Source organism: Nocardia rhizosphaerae, from assembly GCF_042650365.1.
Classification (GTDB): Bacteria; Actinomycetota; Actinomycetes; order Mycobacteriales; family Mycobacteriaceae; genus Nocardia; species Nocardia rhizosphaerae.
Map to the genome: position 1 here is coordinate 190,953 of NZ_JBHSBA010000003.1, position 17,127 is coordinate 208,079.

Genomic DNA, 17,127 nt, shown 5'->3' on the forward strand with positions numbered 1-17,127 from the left:
TTGTGGTGTGCGTGGAGCTAGATGTCGAGCTCCTCGATTCGCGGATGCGAGTAGACGTCGGAGACCTTGCGGTAGAGCTTGTCCGGGATCCGGCCCTTCAGCGCGGCGACGTCGTCGAAGATCTCGTATTCGTAGTCGCCCCAATCCCAGGGCCGGTCACCGATGCCGAACATCCGGCGCCAGTACTTCCAGTCCTTCATATCGCCTGCGGCGTCGCCGGTCGGGTAGTCCTGCCACAGCGCCGTGTGCGTGTGCAGCACGAGCTTGCCCTTGCGACTGCGGTACACCTGCTGATGCAAGACCCGATCGTCGCCGATGTCGCGCCAGTCGCCGAGTAGCGATCCCTGGAAGCGCACCTGCCGCACGCCGTCGCGACCGACCTGCAGGACGATCTCGTCGAACCCGGCCTGGCGCCCTTCCTCCAGGTCGATGAAGCGGCGCAACGCGGCGACGACCGCGCCGGACAGATTGCCGCCGACGATCTCCTGCGCCCGCTGGAACAGGGGCAGATCGTCATCGGCAACGTAGATCGTCTTGTTGGGCATGAACCAACTATATGTAGAAGTATACGTACACACAAGAGGGAATCCGCTCACTCGGTGAACCGGCCGGGCCGCGCCGCCGTATCACTCATGTACGCGACGATCCGTCCGTCGATGCCCGCTGGTCAACGCGGGTGCGCAAGAGGAGGGCCGATGCCGGGCCGAGTGGTCGACTATCTACTGAACGAGATCTCCGCACTGGGGGTCACTCATCTATTCGGCGTCGACGGCGCCAATATCGAGGACGTCTACGACGCGATCTTCGAGGCGGACGGGCACCCGGTCGGCGTGATCGCCAAGCACGAGTTCTCCGCGGCCACCATGGCCGACGGGTACGCGCGCAGCACCGGCGGGCTCGGCGTCGTCGCCGCCACCTCCGGCGGCGGCGCGATGAACCTCGTGGCCGGGCTCGCCGAGTCCTACGCCTCACGGGTGCCGGTGCTCGCGCTGATCGGCCAGCCCCCGACGGCACTGGAAGGCCATGGGGCATTTCAGGATTCGAGCGGGCGGGCCGAGTCGATCGACGCGGTGGCGTTGTTCACGACCATCAGCCGGTATTGCGCGCGGGTCGAGGATCCGGCGGAGTTGCCAGGGCAGTTCGCGGCAGCGGTCGCGGCGGCGCGGGCGGGTGGCCCCGCGGTACTACTGTTGCCCAAAGACGTTCAGCAGCAGGTGATGCCGGTCGAGGACTTGTCCCCCGCCGATGCCATCGCGCCGCCCGGTCTGGGCGACAGGATCTCCGGCAGCCCGCCGCGCCGAGATATCGCACCGTTCGCCGTCGAACCGACGGCTACCTACGGTGACGGCAGCATCGTCGACGCGCAGGCATACGCCGAACTCGCCGACACGCTGACGACCGCCCGCGGCACCGGCAAGGTCGTGATCATCGCCGGTGATCAGGTCGCCAGGAACGATGCCCGTACCGAACTCGCCGACCTGGTCGACGCGCTCGATGCCGCCATCGGCCTCGCCCCCGACGCCAAGGACGTCTACCGTAATTCCGGCCCCGGCTACTGCGGAGTGGCGGGCAGCATGGGCCATCCCGAACTGGCCGAGGCGCTCACCGCGGCGAGCGCCTGCCTGCTGGTCGGCACCAGGATGCCGGTGACCGCACTGGCAGGCCTCGACACCGCGCTCGCCGCCGTCCCGGTGCTCAGTATCGGTGCGCTGCCGCCCTTTCCAGCCGCGCGCCACGTCACCGCGACCGATCTGGCCGCGGCCATCGCCGAGCTGCTGTCCCGGATCGGCACCGCCCCGAGCCGGCCCGCGCAGGAACAGACCCACCTCACCCCGATGACGGTGCCCGCGGCCGACGGGCCGGGCCTGCGCTACCGCACCATCGTCGAATCGATCGAACGCCGGCTCCCCGCCGGTGCGGACATTTTCGCCGATGCCGGTAACACCGGCGCCTCCGTGGTGCATTACCTACGGGTGCCCGCGGGCGGACGTTTCGTGGTCGCCCTCGGGATGGGTGGCATGGGCTATGCCTTCGGGGCCGGCATCGGCTCCGCCTTCGCCCGGCACGACGCCGCCGACGGTCCGCATCGCACGATCGTGATCGCCGGCGACGGTTCGTTCTTCATGCACGGCATGGAGTTGCACACAGCCGTCGAATACCACCTGCCGATGACCTTCATCGTCCTGAACAACAACGCACACGCCATGTGCGTCACCCGAGAACAGCTCTACTACCGAGACCGCTACAGCTTCAACCGTTTCCGACCCACCGAACTCGGCGCGGGCGTCGCGGCCATGTTCCCCGGTCTGCCGGTGCGCACCGTCACCGAGCCCGGCGAACTGACCGGCGCTCTGGATGCCGCCTTCGCGGCCACCGGACCCGCACTGGTCGAAATCCTCTGCGACCCCGACGAAATACCGCCCTTCCAGCCCTTCCTGTCGACCATCGACGCTTCGAGGAGTACTCCGTGACCACCAGCCTCCCCGCACTCAGCGACATTCCCGACGAGGTGATCCCCGGCGTCCTGCGGATCGAGAACTCCGACAAGGAGGCCACCACACCGATCATCATGGACATGCTGCGTTCGGTGTATCCGCACGACCAGATCTACGGCGAATACTGCCCCGTGCAAACCTATATCGCGGCCCCACCGCGCGAGGTCTTCGAGTATCTGGCCGACACCCGTTCGCTGGAGGAGTGGACCTACAGCCTGCGCGGCTTCACCGAGACCGACGAACCGGGACTGTGGCTGTCGTACGACCGCCTCGGCGACACCACCAAATGTTTTACCAGGACCATCGCCCATCCCGACGCGATGACGGTGGACTATCACTGCGCCTGGGACCAATCCGCCCACCTGTGGATGATCTATCTGATGCGGGTGGTGGACGCGCAGGTGGTGTTCGACAAGCCGGGATCGGTGGTGCTGTGGGTCAACTGCAAGCACCCGTTCTACGACGAGAACGGCTACCCCGAGACCGCGCCGCCCAAGCGCCCGGTGTGGGTCGGTGATTTCTGGGAGATGTTCTCCGCCGGACACCAGCTCGAGCTGGACAACCTCAAAGCCATTTGTGAGTACCGTGCCGCCAACGGGCTGCCGATCAAGCCGGAGTGGATGCAGTGAACATGCCGACAGTGAGTCTGATCGACGTCGCGAGCTACCTGCCCGGCGACCCGGTCCCGACCGAATACTTCACCCAGTTCTCCCGGTCCGACCGGATGGCGAAGAACGTGATGTTCCGTTCGCCTTCGGGGCGGCATCACATCGACCGCGACGAGACGGCCGTCGACATGGCCGAACGTGCCTTCGCGCCGCTGCGGGAACGCCACGGCGAGAATCTCGCGGCGGAAATCGACATCATCATCACCCACACCCAGCTACCCGACAATCCGGTCATGGGCGCCGGCCCGGAACTGGCGCGGCGGCTCGGGGCGAAACCGGCGCATGTGCTCGACGTGCACAACGGCGGCTGCGCGGCCTTCGTGCACATGATGTCGCTGGCCCGGATGCTGATGGCAACCAGCGACGCGCGCACCGCCCTGATCGTGGCCACCCAGAATTGCGCGGGCCCGGTGTTCACCCAGCCCGATATCCGCAAACTGGCCCAGGCGCCGGTCCCTGGCGACGGCTGCGGTGTCGGTCTGTTGCGCAAGGACGATTCGGCCCCGATCCTCGACATCGTATGCCGCACGTACCCCGAATTCGCCGGTGATATGGAGTTCTCCACCAACGGCCAGCGCAAGTACTGGGAACCCGGCGAGGGACAGGGGTGTGTGAGTTTCACCGAATCGAAGATCACCAAGGTGTTCGCGCGCGGTAATCGGCTCGTGCCCGAGGTGGCGCTGACGGTGTGCGATCACATCGGGGTGAAGGGCCGCGATATCGACACCTTCGTCACCAATCAGCCGAATCGGCTTTTCCTGCGCAACTGGCACGACGCGCTGGAACTGCCCGCCGAACGTCATCCCGATACTTTCGATCGGTGCGGCAACCTGTTCGCGGCGGGCATTCCGGTGACCCTGGATGCGGAGAACCGGGCCGGACGGTTGCGCAACGGGTCGGTGGTGCTCATGTCGGCCTTCGCGCACGCGGGTGATTTCGCCGGCGCGGCGGCGGTGCGCTGGGGCGCGGCGCGATGAGCGTGGGGCTGGCCGAACCGTCGCTGCCCGCGCGGCTGGTGCGGGCACGAGATTCGCGGTTCGATTTGTCGCTCAGCGAGAATCCGTTCCCGCCACTGCCCTCGGTACTGGCGGCCGTGTCCGACACGCTCGCGTCGGCACACCGCTATCCAGAGTTCGTGCCGGAACTGCTGCCCCGCATCATCGGCACGCACTGCGGCGTTCCGGCCGAGAACGTGGTGGCCGGAGCCGGCGCCACCGGTGTCGCCATGCAGATCCTCCGCGCCCTCGGCTCCGGTGAAATCGTCAGCGCGACACCTACTTTCGATGGGTATCCGATCCTGGCGGAGATGGTGGGAATGCCGCTGGTTCCGGTCCCGCTCGATAGCGAAGGCCACCAGGACCTCACCGCCCTCCGGCGCGCGATGACCCGGCGCACCGCGCTGGTCGTGCTGTGCAGACCGCACAATCCGACCGGCACCGCCGTCGACGGCGCGGCCGTGCGCTCGTTCCTCACCGCGATCCCGCGCCGGGTCGTGGTCCTGCTCGACGAGGCATACGCCGAATTCCTCGACCCCATCGACCGCCTCGACCCCTGCGCGCTGCTGCACCGGCATCCGAATCTGCTGATCCTGCGGACGTTCTCGAAGGCGTACGGGCTGGCCGGGCTACGGATCGGCTACTGCATCGGCCGGGGCGAGCTGATCGCGCGCGTCCGCGCTCAGCAGGTGCCGTTCGCGGTTCCGGCCGCCGCGGTCGCCGCCGTCCGGGCCAGCTACGCCGCGCGCGCCGAACTCGACGCGCGCGTCGCAGGCATCGGCCGCGAACGGGAGGAACTGCGACTGTCGTTGCGCGCCATGGGAATCAACGCGCCACGAAGCCGTGCCAACTTCCTCTACCTACCCGGCCCCGGGGTGGCGACCGCCCTGCGCCGGGCCGGCATCAAGGCGAAGCCCTACCCCGACGGCAGCGCCCGCATCACCGTCGGCGACCCCGCCGCAGGCCACGCCGTCCGCACCGCCCTCGCAGGCCTGCGCCGCGATATCCGGCCGGTGCGGCGCCGCTGATCATCGCGCCGGCCGGGGCGCAGACGTGGGAAGTTCAGCAGCTGCTGCCGCCGCCACCGCAGCTGCTGGAACTTCCCCCACCGCAGCTGCTCGTCCAACCGGTGTCACAGCTGGTCGAACCGCCGCCGTCGCCCCCGCTGGACCAGCTACCCGATCCCGCACTCCAGCCGTTGTCGCCGGACGTCGACCAGCCCGAGCCGGATCCGCCGGGCGGGCGCCGACGCGCGGCCGGTCGTGGCCGCACCGGGGCGGGTGATGAGTCGATGGCCTTGGCGATCGCGGCGATGATCACGGTCGGCACCGCCACCAGCAGCACCACCCCGACGATCGTGACGACAACGGCAAGGACGAGGCCGACGAATTCGGTGAACGCCATGGATCCTCCTCGGCTGAACCGGCTTTCGTCGGTGACGGTAGAAGCCGCCGCTTACGAACCGCTTGTCACCCGCCGGGAGCGGTCGGTCACCGCCAGGGCAGCCGGTTTTCGCGGGCGAGGTCCCGGAAGGCGTCAGCGGTGACCAGGGCGGCGATGGTCAGCAAGGGTGCTGCCGCCATGACCGATCTATTGATGACGCTCGCGCCGATCACGGCGAGGAGTACGGCCGCGGCGAACGCCATGACCAGGTCTCCAGATCTCATGAACCAATTCATGTCGACCCCTGTCCGGGTGCTACCTCATGCCTGTCAGCTTCCCCCACCGCAGCCACCGCCACCGCCACCGCAGCCACTGCCGCCGCCGTCACTGTGCGAGTGCCCACCGCCGCCACCGTTGTCGAAATAGGTGTACCCGCCCGCGGCCGCACCACCGGAGGCCCACTTCCCGCGCCCGAGCTTGCGGGGGTCGCTCTCGGACCTGAGCCGGACGATCCCGGCCACTACCAGCACGAGCGCGACAACGATCAACACCAGCCCGGGAATCAGCCAGAAATCGGCAGCCACGATTCCCGCGAGCGCGACCAGAGCCGCCGAACCGAAATACCCCACGAAGCTCCCCCAATCAGGTTCTGCTTCCGTTGTACCCGCTCAGCGCGTGGTCATGCCACCAACACGAGATGACCGTTCGGTATCGGTGTGCGCTGTCGCGTCAGTTGGCCGGAGCGCAGGTGTCGCGCAGCGAGCAGCCGCCGCAGGAGGAACCGCAGCCACCGACCGGGGCGGGCGGCAGCAGCGGCTCGACGGCACGCGCCGCGGCATTCGCACCGGCACCGAGGGTGAAGATCGCGATCACCGCGGCGACGAGGGCGACACCGAAGCCCGCGAGACCACCGGCCATCAAGCCGACCAGACCACCGGCGAACAGCAGCGCGCCGGCGCCGACCGAGGTGGGCGCGGCGATGCGGTTGGCGATACGGAAGTTGTCGTCGCTGTGCATGGCGGCCTCGGTGGTGACACCGAGGAAGCGATTGCGGGGCAGTTTGCCGAGCAAGCCGAGCACGCCGGTCACGATGGCGACCGCGGCCAGCGCGAACAGCAGAGGAGCGACGACGACCATTCCTGCAGGCTAGCGCACCGGGGCGGTGGCCCAACCGCGCGCTCCCCGCGAAGGTGACCGCTCGCACAACGGCGGCATCGCAGGGCACGGCCCGTCAGAAATCGGCTGGCACCGACGTTCTACCCTGTTAGACGATGTTTACCGGGGATCGGCGACAAGAAGGCAGGACCGTGCAGGACACTCGTACCACCGAGAGTGACGTACCTCAGCACCGGTACAACGCCGAGCTGGCTGGGCGGATCGAGCGACGCTGGCAGCAGAACTGGCGCGCGCGCGGCACCTTCAACGCGCCCAACCCGGTCGGCCCGCTCGCCGGGGACACCCCCGCCGACAAGCTGTTCATCCAGGACATGTTCCCGTTCCCCTCCGGCGCGGGTCTGCACGTCGGCCATCCGCTCGGCTACATCGCCACCGACGTCTTCGGCCGCTACCACCGCATGCGCGGACGCAACGTGCTGCACGCGCTCGGCTACGACGCCTTCGGCCTGCCCGCCGAGCAGTACGCGGTGCAGACCGGCGCGCACCCGCGGGTGACCACCGAATCCAATATCGCCACCATGCAGCGGCAGCTGGACCGGCTCGGCCTCGGCCACGACCCGCGGCGGTCGTTCGCCACCACCGACCCCGAGTACTACCGCTGGACCCAGTGGATCTTCCTGCGCATCTACAACGCCTGGTACGACCAGGAGGCCGGGAAGGCCCGCCCGATCGCTGAGCTGGCGGAGCAGTTCGCCACCGGTGCGCGCCCGGTGCCCGACGGCGACTGGAACAGCATGAGCGCGGCCGAGCGCGGCGCGCTGATCGACTCGTATCGCCTGGTGTACCAGTCGGATTCGATCGTGAACTGGTGCCCCGGACTCGGCACGGTGCTGTCCAACGAAGAGGTGACCGCCGACGGGCGCAGCGAGCGCGGGAACTTCCCGGTGTTCCGTAAGCGCATGTGGCAGTGGATGATGCGGATCACCGCCTACGCCGACCGGTTGGTCGACGACCTGGACGAGCTGGACTGGCCGGACAATGTGAAGTCCATGCAGCGCAACTGGATCGGCCGCTCGCGCGGGGCGCAAGTCCGGTTCGCCGCCGATGGCGAGATGCTCGAGGTGTTCACCACCCGGCCCGACACGCTGTTCGGCGCCACCTATGTGGTGCTGGCCCCCGAGCACGAGCTGGTCGACAAGCTGACCGCGTCCGCCTGGCCCGACGGCACCGACCAGGGCTGGACCAACGGCGGCGCCGCGACTCCGGCTGAAGCCGTCGCGGCCTACCGCAAGTCGATCGCGGCCAAGTCGGATCTGGAGCGGCAGGAGAACAAGGAGAAGACCGGCGTCTTCCTCGGCTCCTACGCCACCAACCCGGCCAACGGCAAGCAGGTGCCGATCTTCATCGCCGACTACGTGCTCAGCGGTTATGGCACCGGCGCGATCATGGCGGTGCCCGGCCACGACGGCCGCGACTGGGACTTCGCCACCGCACTGAACCTGCCGATCGTCGAGGTGATCTCCGGCGGCGACGTCACCACCGGCGCCCATACCGGCGACGGCGAACTGGTGAACTCCGACTACCTGAACGGCCTGCCCGTCGACGAGGCCAAGGCCGTGATGATCGGCAGGCTGGAGGCCGACGGCCACGGCACCGGCAAGGTCCAGTACAAGCTGCGCGACTGGCTGTTCGCGCGCCAGCGCTACTGGGGCGAGCCGTTCCCGATCGTCTACGACGAGCAGGGTGTGGCGCACGCGCTGCCGGAATCCATGCTGCCGGTGGAACTTCCGGAGATGGAAGACTTCGCGCCGGTCACCTTCGATCCCGACGACGCGAACTCCGAGCCGTCCCCGCCGCTGGCCAAGGCCACCGACTGGGTGCACGTGGAACTCGACCTGGGCGACGGGCCGAAGAAGTACCGCCGCGACACCAATGTCATGCCCAACTGGGCAGGCAGCTCCTGGTATCAGCTGCGCTACGCCGACCCGACCAACACCGAGACGTTCTGCGCCGCCGAGAACGAGAAGTACTGGCTGGGCCCGCGCACGGCCGAGCACGGCGCGAACGATCCCGGCGGTGTCGACCTGTACGTCGGCGGTGTCGAGCACGCGGTGCTGCACCTGCTGTACGCGCGGTTCTGGCAGAAGGTCCTGTTCGACCTGGGTGACGTGTCCGGCAGCGAGCCCTACCGGCGGCTGTTCAACCAGGGCTACGTGCAGGGCTACGCCTACACCGACGCCCGTGGCACGTATGTGCCCGCCGCCGAGGTGGTCGAGCGCGACGCGAAGTTCTTCTGGACCGGGCCCGACGGCGTGGAGATCGAGGTCGCCCAGGAGTACGGCAAGATCGGCAAGTCGCTGAAGAACGCCATCTCACCCGACGAGATCTGCGATCTGTACGGCGCCGACACCTTCCGCTTCTACGAGATGTCGATGGGTCCGCTCGATACCTCGCGCCCGTGGGCGACCAAGGACGTCGTCGGCGCGCACCGCTTCCTGCAGCGGGTGTGGCGCCTGGCGATCGACGAGGAGACCGGTGCGGTGAAGGCCACCGACGCGGCACCGTCGGACGAGACGCTGCGCCTGGTGCATCGCACCATCGCAGGCGTCGACGAGGATCTGGCCGCGCTGCGCGACAACACCGCGGGCGCCAAGCTGATCGAGCTGACCAACCACCTCACCAAGAACTACCCCGACGGCGCGCCCCGCGCCGCCGTGGAACCGCTGGTACTCATGCTGGCGCCGCTGGCCCCACATATCGCCGAGGAACTGTGGGAGCGGCTCGGCCACACCACGGCGCTGGCGCACGGCCCCTTCCCGATCGCCGACCCGGCCCTGCTCGTCGCGGATTCGGTGGAGTACCCGATCCAGGTGAAAGGCAAGGTCCGCAGCCGCATCCAGGTGCCCGCCGACGCCGACCCGGCCGCGATCGAGGCCGCCGCGCTGGCCGACGAGAAGGTGCTCGCCCTGCTCGACGGCGCGGCTCCGCGCAAGGTGATCGTCGTTCCGGGCAAGATGGTGAATATCGTCCCCTGAGCGCAGGCCACCCGTTCGCCGAAGGAGAAGCAGCGATGACCGACACCGACGACGAACGGGTTCCCGCCCCCCAGGGCACCTTCGCGGGCATGCCCTACGACTGGCGCCGACCGACAGTCGCCAGGCTGAAGGCCCGCTACTGGAACCCCGACGATCCGCGCGTCTTCACCCCGAAGGCCTTCGGCTGGGGCTACGACCTGAACGTCTACCGCCTGCTCCACTGGCGAGAGTGATCAGGCGCGCAAGGCCGCCCGCCGCCTTATCAACCGACCCGCACCACGTCGTTCAAGGTGACCAGGGCCAAATTGCGTTCCCGGATGATGTCGACGAGCTGTCCGTAGCAGTGGGTGACCGGCGGGAAGTTGGCGTGGCCGATGATGATCTTCTGGGCGGCGAAATACCTTCGCGCGCACTCGATCAGGTATTCCTCGGTGATCAGGCCGGAGTCCGAGAGCGAGCCGTCCCACATCGTAGGGACGGTGTAGCCGAGGTCGGCGGCGACGCGATCGACGGCGGCATTGTGGTAGCCGAAGGGTGGGCGGTAGAAGGGGGTGCCGTCGACGCCGAATGTGTTGCGCAGGAAGGCTTTCGTGCGGCCGAGCTGGTCGGCGATGCCACTCGCGGCTAGCCCGGTGAGCGCCGGGTGATCCCAGGTGTGGTTGCCCAGCTGGATCTGGCCCGCGTCGACCAGTGGGCGCAGCGCGTCGCGATGGATCGTCCACGACTCGTAGTACCCGGTGACGAAGAAGGTGAAGCGGGCGCCGGTGTCCTTCGCCCACCGCACGTAGGCGCCGACAACCTCGGGGCTGGCGCCGTCGTCGACGGTCAGGGCCATGCTCGTTCCGGGGCCGGGGAGCTCGGTGATGGTCGCGGCCGGGATGGTCGACTTCGGCCCGCCCGGTGGTGGCGGGAGCAGCGGACGGGGCGGAGCCGGAGGCTGCGGTGGCGCGGGCAGCTCGCCGCCCGAGCCCGCCTCGACGGTCTCTCCGCCCGCGGTCGCGCAGCCGGTCAGCGCGACCGCGGCACCCGCGGTCAGCAGCGCGAGCATGCGACGTCGATCCACCGGCGTACCCTCCTCGAACACTCGCCCGGCCTAGCGACCGGAGCGCGGATCAGAACAGCGGGACCACACCCACCACCCGCGGGGGCAGCCGCATCGGCGGGCAGCGGGCGAACCTCACGGCGCGCCCGCCCGGAAAGCGAGGCTACCGAACCCGCCACGACGCCGGCGGACGCCATGCGGTGGCGTCCGGAGCCGGTTCAAGCGCCTCACCGCCCGGTTCACCAGCGTTCGCGACCGGCGCACGCATCCACCAGCGACGGCGTTCTCAGCGCGGGCGCAGGATGATCTCGGTCGGATGGCCGTCTCGCGGCGTGTCGACGGCGGCGCGCACGGCCCCGGCCACGGTTTCCGCGGTGAGGAACTCCTCGGGCCGGTATTCGCGCCCCTCCCCCGCGACGATCTCGCGCTGCATGTCGGTGTCGATGCGGCCGGGGAAGATCGAGGTGACCCGCAGGGTCGGTTCTTCGAGGCGCAGCGCGTCGGCGAGGGCGCGCAAGCCGAACTTGCTCGCCGCGTACGAGCTCCAGCCCGCGTTGGCGCGCAGCCCGGCACCCGAATTGATCAGCACCACATGGCCGTTCGCGGCACGCAAGGCTGGCAGCAGGATTCTGGTCAGCTCGGCAACGGCGATCAGGTTGACCTCGATGGTGGTTCGCCACTGGTCCACCGAGGACCCGGCGACCGTGCCGAGATCGGCCACCCCGGCGTTGTGGACCAGGACATCGAGCCGCTCGATCGACTGCGCCGCGGCGGCGACGGCCGGGTAGTCGGTGAGCGCGACGGGCCACCCGGTCGCGGCGGGCAGTTCGGCCAGGATCGGAGCGAGCGCGTCGGCGGAGCGCGCGCCGAGCAGCAGGTGGTGGGTCGGCGCGAGCTCGCGGGCGATCGCCGCGCCGAGTCCGCGGCTGGCACCGGTGATCAAGGCGGTCGGGTTGGGAGGACTGGTCACCGTCATGCGCCCACGCTAACGGCAGACACTGGTCGACCTGCACGCGTGGCCGCAGTGGGCTGCCGAAGCGACGAGGCGCGCCCCCGCCCCGCGACAAACCCGCCCCTAATTCCGGCAAATCCGGCGCATGGCCGGACCGGTTCCGACACCGCGCCCATTTCCACGCAGATCAGCGGCCCTCGCTTGTACCGTCGAGGAATGACCGATCCCCGGTACAACTACGATCCAGCGAACCCGCAGTATCCACCGAACCAGGGACAGCCACCGCAGCCCAAGATCAATGTGGGCAAGTTGTGGGCGGGCGGTGTCGGCACCGCGGTCGTCGCGGCCCTGCTCGTGGTGGTGGCGATCATGCTGATCCGCGGCGTACTCGGCATCGCGATCCTGGCCCCGGAAGGTGCGGGCGCCTACGGCTCGGTGTCGACAACGTCCTACGCGGTGGCCGCCGCAGGCGCCGCCCTGCTGGCGACGGCGCTGCTGATGGTGCTGCTGCTTGCCATGCCGAGCCCGATGACCTTCTTCACCTGGATCTGCCTGCTGTGCACTGCCGTCGCGGTGATCCTGCCGTTCACACTCATCGCCGACCTCGACGCCAAGATCGCCACCGCATCGCTCAACCTGGTGGTCGGCCTTGCCATCACCACCATGTTGAACTCGGTCGGTAGCGCCGCGCAGAACGACGTGCGTCAAGGCGGGTACTGATAGTCGTAGCCGTGCCGAGATGCCGTCGGGCCGGGGCAGCCGCAGAATAGACAGATGACCGACCCCGGGTTCACCCCAACGCAGCTCGCGGCCCGCGCCGCCTACCTGCTGCGCGGCAACGACCTGGGCACGATGACCAGCGCCGCGCCCCGCCTCTACCCCCACATGTGGAGCTGGGACGCGGCGTTCGTCGCGGTCGGGCTCGCCCCGTTGAGCGTGGAGCGCGCGGTAGTCGAACTCGACACGCTGCTGTCGGCGCAGTGGAAGAACGGGATGATCCCGCACATCGTGTTCGCCAACGGCGTCGACGGATACTTCCCGGGACCGGCCCGCTGGGAGTGCCGCAGGCTGGCGGCCAACGCCCCCGACGGGCCCGACACCTCCGGCATCACCCAGCCGCCGGTGCACGCCATCGCCGTGCAGCGCATCCTCGACCACTCCCGCAGGCACGGCCGCTCGACCAGGGCCGTCGCCGAGGAGTTCCTGAATCGCCGCTGGCCCGACCTGGTGCGCTGGCACCGCTGGCTCGCGCACGCCCGCGACCCCAAGGAGGCCGGGCGGGTCACGCTCTATCACGGCTGGGAATCCGGCATGGACAACTCGCCGCGCTGGGATCGCGCCTACGCCAATGTGGTGCCGGGCGCCGACCTGCCGCCCTACCGGCGCGCCGACACCGCGGTCATCTCCGACCCCACCCAGCGGCCGAGTGATCGCGAGTACGACCGCTACCTGTGGCTGGTCGAGCAGATGCGACGCGCGTCCTATGACGACTTCCAGCTCACCTCGGTGATGAGCTTCGCGGTGGAGGACGTGTTCGTCTCGGCGATCTTCGCGCTCGCCTGCGAGGTCCTCGCCGATATCGGCGAGGAGTACAAGCAGCCGCACGCTGATGTGCGCGAACTGCTCGGCTGGGCCGACCGCTTCCGCGCCGGGGTTGTCGCCACCACCGACGAACGCACCGGTGCCGCCCGAGATTTCGACGTGCGGCTGCAACGCTGGATCAGCACCGAGACACTGGCCATGTTCGCGCCGCTGCTGTCCGGCGGCCTGTCGCGCCAGGCCGAACGCGCCCTGCTCAACACCTTCGAAGGCCCGCGCTTCTGCGGCCACCCGGACCTGCGCTACGCCCTGCCGCCGTCGACCTCACCGGTGGCCAAGGATTTCCGCCCCCGCGAGTACTGGCGCGGCCCGGTCTGGCCGGTGATGAGCTGGCTGTTCTCCTGGGCCTTCGCCCGCCGCGGCTGGGCCGAACGCGCCAACATGCTGCGCACCGAGGGCCTCCGCCAGGCCGCCGACGGCAGCTTCGCCGAATACTACGAACCGTTCACCGGCGCGCCGTTGGGCAGCATGCAGCAGTCCTGGACCGCCGCCTCGGTCCTCGACTGGCTCGGCTGAGCCGACACCGCCTCAGTCGTACGCGGCACATCTTGCGCCGCGCCAATTTGGTCATACTTATGACTATGAAATCGGCGGAAGTGAAGGCGACCCACTCCGAGCTGGTCACCCGCGTGCGAAGCACGCATGAGCGAGTAACGATCACCGTGCACGGCGAGCCCGCAGCCGTGCTGGTGGCGGTCGACGATCTCGAATCCATGGAGGAGACGATCGCGATCCTGTCGGATCCGGAGACAGTCGGCCGTTTGATCGCCTCCGACGCCGAACTCGCCAGAGGAGAAGCCTTCACCACAGACGAGCTCGCGCAGGCGGTTCTCCGCACGTCGCGGCACCTACCGGGTGATCTACCGAATCGATGACAAACGCATGGTCGTCACCGTGGTCGATGTCAACCATCGCCGGGACGTCCACCGGACCTGCCCCGACACGACGGAACCGGTACTCGCCAAGTCGAGCACCGGTTCCGTCAGCGGGGATCACATGCCGATGCGGCCGCTTTCCTTCTTCCACACGACCGCCACCGAGGGACGCGGCTGGGCCGTGCCGCCGTCGGGCCAGTGCGAGCTCGCGTTCTCGGGCGTGGCGTCGTCGGCCTCGCCCGGGTGCTGCACGCAGACGAGCACGCGCTGCTCGGTGATGATCGGGCCGCAGGTCTCCCCGCCCTTGGGGACAGTGAGGAACTGCTTGGTCTCACCGCGGTTGTCGCCGTCGAGCACCACCGAGAACAGGCCGTCGTTGGACTTCAGCGCATTGCCGTCGGTGGAGATCCACAGGTTGCCGTACGGGTCGAAGGCCAGGTTGTCCGGGCAGGAGATCGGGCTGACCTTCGACTTGTCGAAACCGCTGAAGTAGGTGTCGGCGGCGGCCGGGTCACCACACACCAGCAGCAGCGACCACGTGAACTCGGTGCCGGTGTGGTCGTCGTCGATCTCGAGGACCTGGCCGTTCTTGTTCAGCTTGCGCGGGTTGGCCTCGTCGACGCCAGGGTTGTCGTCCTTGGCGCGGTTGGAGTTGTTGGTGAGCGCCACGTAGACCTTGCCCGACTTCGGGTTGGCCTCGAAGTCCTCGGGGCGGTCCATCTTGGTGGCGCCGACCTTGTCGCCCGCGAGACGGGTGAAGACCGCGACGTCCTCGGCCGACATACCGTCGACCAGCGACTTACCCTTGCCGTCGGCACCGGTCTCCAGCAGCGGAATCCACTGGCCCTTACCGGTGAAACCGCCTGCGGGGACCTTGCCTGACCCGTCGATCTCGTCGGCGTGGTCACCGGTGAGCTTGGCGACGTAGAGGGTGCCCTCGTCGAGAATGGTCATGTTGTGGCGCATGGCGGACGCGCCGGTGCCCGACTGCACCTTCTTGGCGGAGACGAACTTGTACATGTAGTCGAAGCGCTCGTCGTCACCGGAGTAGGCGATCACGCTCCCGTCACCGGCCACGTGGATGGTCGCGGCCTCGTGCTTGAAGCGGCCGAGCGCGGTGTGCTTGACCGGCGCCGACGACGCGTCCCACGGGTTGACCTCGACCACGTAGCCGAAGCGGTTGACCTCGTTGGGTTCCTGCGCGAGGTCGAAGCGCGGGTCGAAGGTCTCCCACTTGCGGTCGGACGCCGCGCCCTTGATGCCGTAGCGCTTCAGTTTCTTCGCGGCATCGGCGTCGGTGACGGTTTCGGCGTTGCCGAAGTACTGGTTGAAGTTCTCCTCGCCGGAGAGCACGGTGCCCCACGGCGTCACGCCGCCGGAACAGTTGTTCAGCGTGCCGAGGACCTTGGTGCCGGTGGGGTCGGCCTTGGTCTTGAGCAGGTCGCTGCCCGCGGCCGGACCGCGCACCTCGAACTCGGTGGTGGCGGTGATGCGGCGGTTGTACTTGCCGAAGGCCGGGGTGAGCTTGCCGGTGCCGGACTCGCCGTGCACCTCGACCACGCTGAGGCCGTGCGAGGCCAGGGCGATGTCGAACTGCTCACGGGTCGGCGCGTCGGCGTTGTAGCCACGGAACATCATCGGCTCGGTGCTGTACTCGTGGCTCACGACGAGCAGGAATTTGTCGGGCGAGCCCTCGATCGGCAGCAGGCCGGCGAAGTCGCAGTTGTATCCGAACTGCTGGGCCGCGGCGGCCGCGGTCTGGGCCTCGAAGTCGAACTGCGGCGCGCCCTCGATGACCGGGTCACCCCAGCGGATGATCACGCCCTGCTCGTAGCCCTCCGGCACGACAACGGCGTCCTCGGTGTTCGGCGCGACCGGGGTGAACCCGGTGCCGGTGCCGGGCGAACCGGACGGCGACGCGTCGGTGCCATCGGTGGTGTCGTCGCCGCAGGCTGCCAGCGCGCTCGCCGCGCCGACCGCGAGGACCGCCGCCGCACCGCCCTTGAGCAGGCCGCGCCGGTTGAGCCGGGCGACGATGTCACCGAAGTACTCGCCCGCCGAGGCGTTGGGAACCTCGTGGAAGCAGGCGTTACCGCACTTGTAGGTGCAGGTGGTGGCGGATCGGGACGATTGGCCGTCGTGGTTGACGAACAGGGCGAGCGGTTTGAGACTCACGATTGGCTCCCGGGTAGGTCGGATTCGCAGAACCGTAGGCAGCACAGACGAGCCGTCGGGAACGGGTAGGTGAACACACGACCAAAACTCGGCGAGTGGTGTACTCGCCGAGTACTCCGGCGAGAGCGAGAACGCCGAACTGGTCATCCCCCACCCGGTGGCCGCTCCCCACCGACCACGCCCCCACCCACTCACCCCGTCCACCGCGCATCCGCTCCGGGAAGCGATCTGCGCGGTGGACGCGGCGCACGAATCCCCCGATCCGATCCCCCGTGCTCCTCGACTGGCAGCGCGCCCGGCGCGCCGACCCGACCCCCGCGAACTCCCCGCAGCTCGGGCGGCGTTCGCCACTGTCTTCGGCTGACGACGCTCCCCAGGGATCAGTCAGCCGACCATGACAGTGCCGCCGCCGACGTCGGTCCGAGACGGCCGCCGCGGCTCAGTGTTCGTCGTAATGCCCGTCGTGGGCGGCGTGCCGGTGACCGTCGTGGATGTAGTCGACGTGGTCGCCGTGCGGCACCGCGACATGCCCACAGCCGGGGCCGTGCGCGTGCTCGTGGGTGGTGTGCTCGACGTGTGCCGCGGGCTCGCACTCGTCGAAATGGCCTTCGTGTTCGCGGTGCAGGTGGCCGTCGTGCACGTAGTCGACGTGGTCGCCGTGCGGCACCGCGACATGCCCGCAGGTGGGGCCGTGCACGTGGGTGTGTCCCTGATGCTCTACATGTGCTGTCGTCATGCCTATCTCCCTGTATCAGTACCGGTCGATTGCAGGTGGAACGCCCTCACATTAAC

At 68.7% G+C, this 17,127-nt stretch carries 17 protein-coding genes and 1 pseudogene; 9 read left to right on the plus strand and 9 right to left on the minus strand.

Annotated elements, in window-relative coordinates:
- Positions 1 to 17: 17 nt before the first annotated feature.
- Complete coding sequence (locus ACFOW8_RS02430; RefSeq protein WP_378544745.1) at positions 18 to 545, minus strand: EXLDI protein; 528 nt, start codon at positions 543 to 545, stop codon at positions 18 to 20.
- A gap of 150 nt (positions 546 to 695) precedes the next feature.
- Here ACFOW8_RS02430 and ACFOW8_RS02435 point away from each other — a divergent pair, with 150 nt between their 5' ends.
- From ACFOW8_RS02435 to ACFOW8_RS02450, 4 genes are read left to right on the plus strand one after another with little or no spacing between them, the layout of a single operon-like run.
- On the plus strand, positions 696 to 2,471 hold the full coding sequence (locus tag ACFOW8_RS02435) for a thiamine pyrophosphate-binding protein (protein WP_378544748.1): 1,776 nt from the start codon (positions 696 to 698) through the stop codon (positions 2,469 to 2,471).
- On the plus strand, positions 2,468 to 3,124 hold the full coding sequence (locus ACFOW8_RS02440; protein ID WP_378544751.1) for an SRPBCC family protein: 657 nt from the start codon (positions 2,468 to 2,470) through the stop codon (positions 3,122 to 3,124). The genes ACFOW8_RS02435 and ACFOW8_RS02440 overlap by 4 nt, the downstream gene beginning before the upstream one ends.
- Positions 3,125 to 3,126: 2 nt before the next feature.
- On the plus strand, positions 3,127 to 4,140 hold the full coding sequence (locus ACFOW8_RS02445; protein WP_378544754.1) for a 3-oxoacyl-ACP synthase III family protein: 1,014 nt from the start codon (positions 3,127 to 3,129) through the stop codon (positions 4,138 to 4,140).
- A complete protein-coding gene (locus ACFOW8_RS02450) occupies positions 4,137 to 5,186 on the plus strand; it encodes a pyridoxal phosphate-dependent aminotransferase (RefSeq protein WP_378544756.1) in 1,050 nt (349 codons plus the stop codon). Before ACFOW8_RS02445 ends, ACFOW8_RS02450 begins: the two co-directional genes overlap by 4 nt.
- A 34-nt stretch (positions 5,187 to 5,220) precedes the next feature.
- Here the strand turns inward: ACFOW8_RS02450 and ACFOW8_RS02455 are convergent, their stop codons facing one another.
- From ACFOW8_RS02455 to ACFOW8_RS02470, 4 genes are all read right to left on the minus strand, one after another.
- Positions 5,221 to 5,562 (minus strand): hypothetical protein, encoded by a 342-nt coding sequence (locus tag ACFOW8_RS02455; RefSeq protein ID WP_378544759.1) that lies wholly within the window; start codon positions 5,560 to 5,562, stop codon positions 5,221 to 5,223.
- A gap of 86 nt (positions 5,563 to 5,648) precedes the next feature.
- Positions 5,649 to 5,804 carry a hypothetical protein gene (locus tag ACFOW8_RS02460; RefSeq protein ID WP_378544762.1) on the minus strand — a complete coding sequence of 52 codons (156 nt, stop codon included), beginning with the start codon at positions 5,802 to 5,804 and terminating at the stop codon, positions 5,649 to 5,651.
- Positions 5,805 to 5,870: 66 nt separating this feature from the next.
- Positions 5,871 to 6,170 (minus strand): hypothetical protein, encoded by a 300-nt coding sequence (locus tag ACFOW8_RS02465; protein WP_378544765.1) that lies wholly within the window; start codon positions 6,168 to 6,170, stop codon positions 5,871 to 5,873.
- Between the two features lie 100 nt (positions 6,171 to 6,270).
- Positions 6,271 to 6,678: an SdpI family protein gene (locus ACFOW8_RS02470; RefSeq protein WP_378544768.1), complete on the minus strand. Its 408-nt coding sequence runs from the start codon at positions 6,676 to 6,678 to the stop codon at positions 6,271 to 6,273.
- A 170-nt stretch (positions 6,679 to 6,848) separates the two neighbouring features.
- Here ACFOW8_RS02470 and leuS point away from each other — a divergent pair, with 170 nt between their 5' ends.
- Together leuS and ACFOW8_RS02480 are read left to right on the plus strand one after the other, a co-directional pair.
- Complete coding sequence (gene leuS / locus ACFOW8_RS02475; protein ID WP_378544771.1) at positions 6,849 to 9,692, plus strand: leucine--tRNA ligase; 2,844 nt, start codon at positions 6,849 to 6,851, stop codon at positions 9,690 to 9,692.
- 35 nt (positions 9,693 to 9,727) lie between these two features.
- Complete coding sequence (locus ACFOW8_RS02480; RefSeq protein ID WP_378544774.1) at positions 9,728 to 9,925, plus strand: DUF5808 domain-containing protein; 198 nt, start codon at positions 9,728 to 9,730, stop codon at positions 9,923 to 9,925.
- A gap of 29 nt (positions 9,926 to 9,954) precedes the next feature.
- Here the strand turns inward: ACFOW8_RS02480 and ACFOW8_RS02485 are convergent, their stop codons facing one another.
- Positions 9,955 to 10,740 (minus strand): polysaccharide deacetylase family protein, encoded by a 786-nt coding sequence (locus ACFOW8_RS02485; RefSeq protein ID WP_378548398.1) that lies wholly within the window; start codon positions 10,738 to 10,740, stop codon positions 9,955 to 9,957.
- Between the two features lie 280 nt (positions 10,741 to 11,020).
- On the minus strand, positions 11,021 to 11,710 hold the full coding sequence (locus tag ACFOW8_RS02490; protein ID WP_378544777.1) for an SDR family oxidoreductase: 690 nt from the start codon (positions 11,708 to 11,710) through the stop codon (positions 11,021 to 11,023).
- A 192-nt stretch (positions 11,711 to 11,902) separates the two neighbouring features.
- Here ACFOW8_RS02490 and ACFOW8_RS02495 point away from each other — a divergent pair, with 192 nt between their 5' ends.
- The 3 genes and pseudogenes from ACFOW8_RS02495 to ACFOW8_RS02505 all read left to right on the plus strand — a co-directional run.
- On the plus strand, positions 11,903 to 12,406 hold the full coding sequence (locus tag ACFOW8_RS02495; RefSeq protein WP_378544780.1) for a DUF6069 family protein: 504 nt from the start codon (positions 11,903 to 11,905) through the stop codon (positions 12,404 to 12,406).
- A 54-nt stretch (positions 12,407 to 12,460) separates the two neighbouring features.
- Positions 12,461 to 13,801 carry a glucosylglycerate hydrolase gene (ggh, locus tag ACFOW8_RS02500; RefSeq protein ID WP_378544783.1) on the plus strand — a complete coding sequence of 447 codons (1,341 nt, stop codon included), beginning with the start codon at positions 12,461 to 12,463 and terminating at the stop codon, positions 13,799 to 13,801.
- Between the two features lie 65 nt (positions 13,802 to 13,866).
- Positions 13,867 to 14,064: pseudogene (locus ACFOW8_RS02505) on the plus strand (type II toxin-antitoxin system Phd/YefM family antitoxin); the annotation flags it as partial.
- 213 nt (positions 14,065 to 14,277) lie between these two features.
- Here the strand turns inward: ACFOW8_RS02505 and ACFOW8_RS02510 are convergent.
- Together ACFOW8_RS02510 and ACFOW8_RS02515 are read right to left on the minus strand one after the other, a co-directional pair.
- Positions 14,278 to 16,335: a PhoX family protein gene (locus ACFOW8_RS02510; protein WP_378544786.1), complete on the minus strand. Its 2,058-nt coding sequence runs from the start codon at positions 16,333 to 16,335 to the stop codon at positions 14,278 to 14,280.
- Positions 16,336 to 16,774: 439 nt separating this feature from the next.
- On the minus strand, positions 16,775 to 17,071 hold the full coding sequence (locus tag ACFOW8_RS02515; protein ID WP_378544789.1) for a hypothetical protein: 297 nt from the start codon (positions 17,069 to 17,071) through the stop codon (positions 16,775 to 16,777).
- Positions 17,072 to 17,127 lie beyond the last annotated feature (56 nt).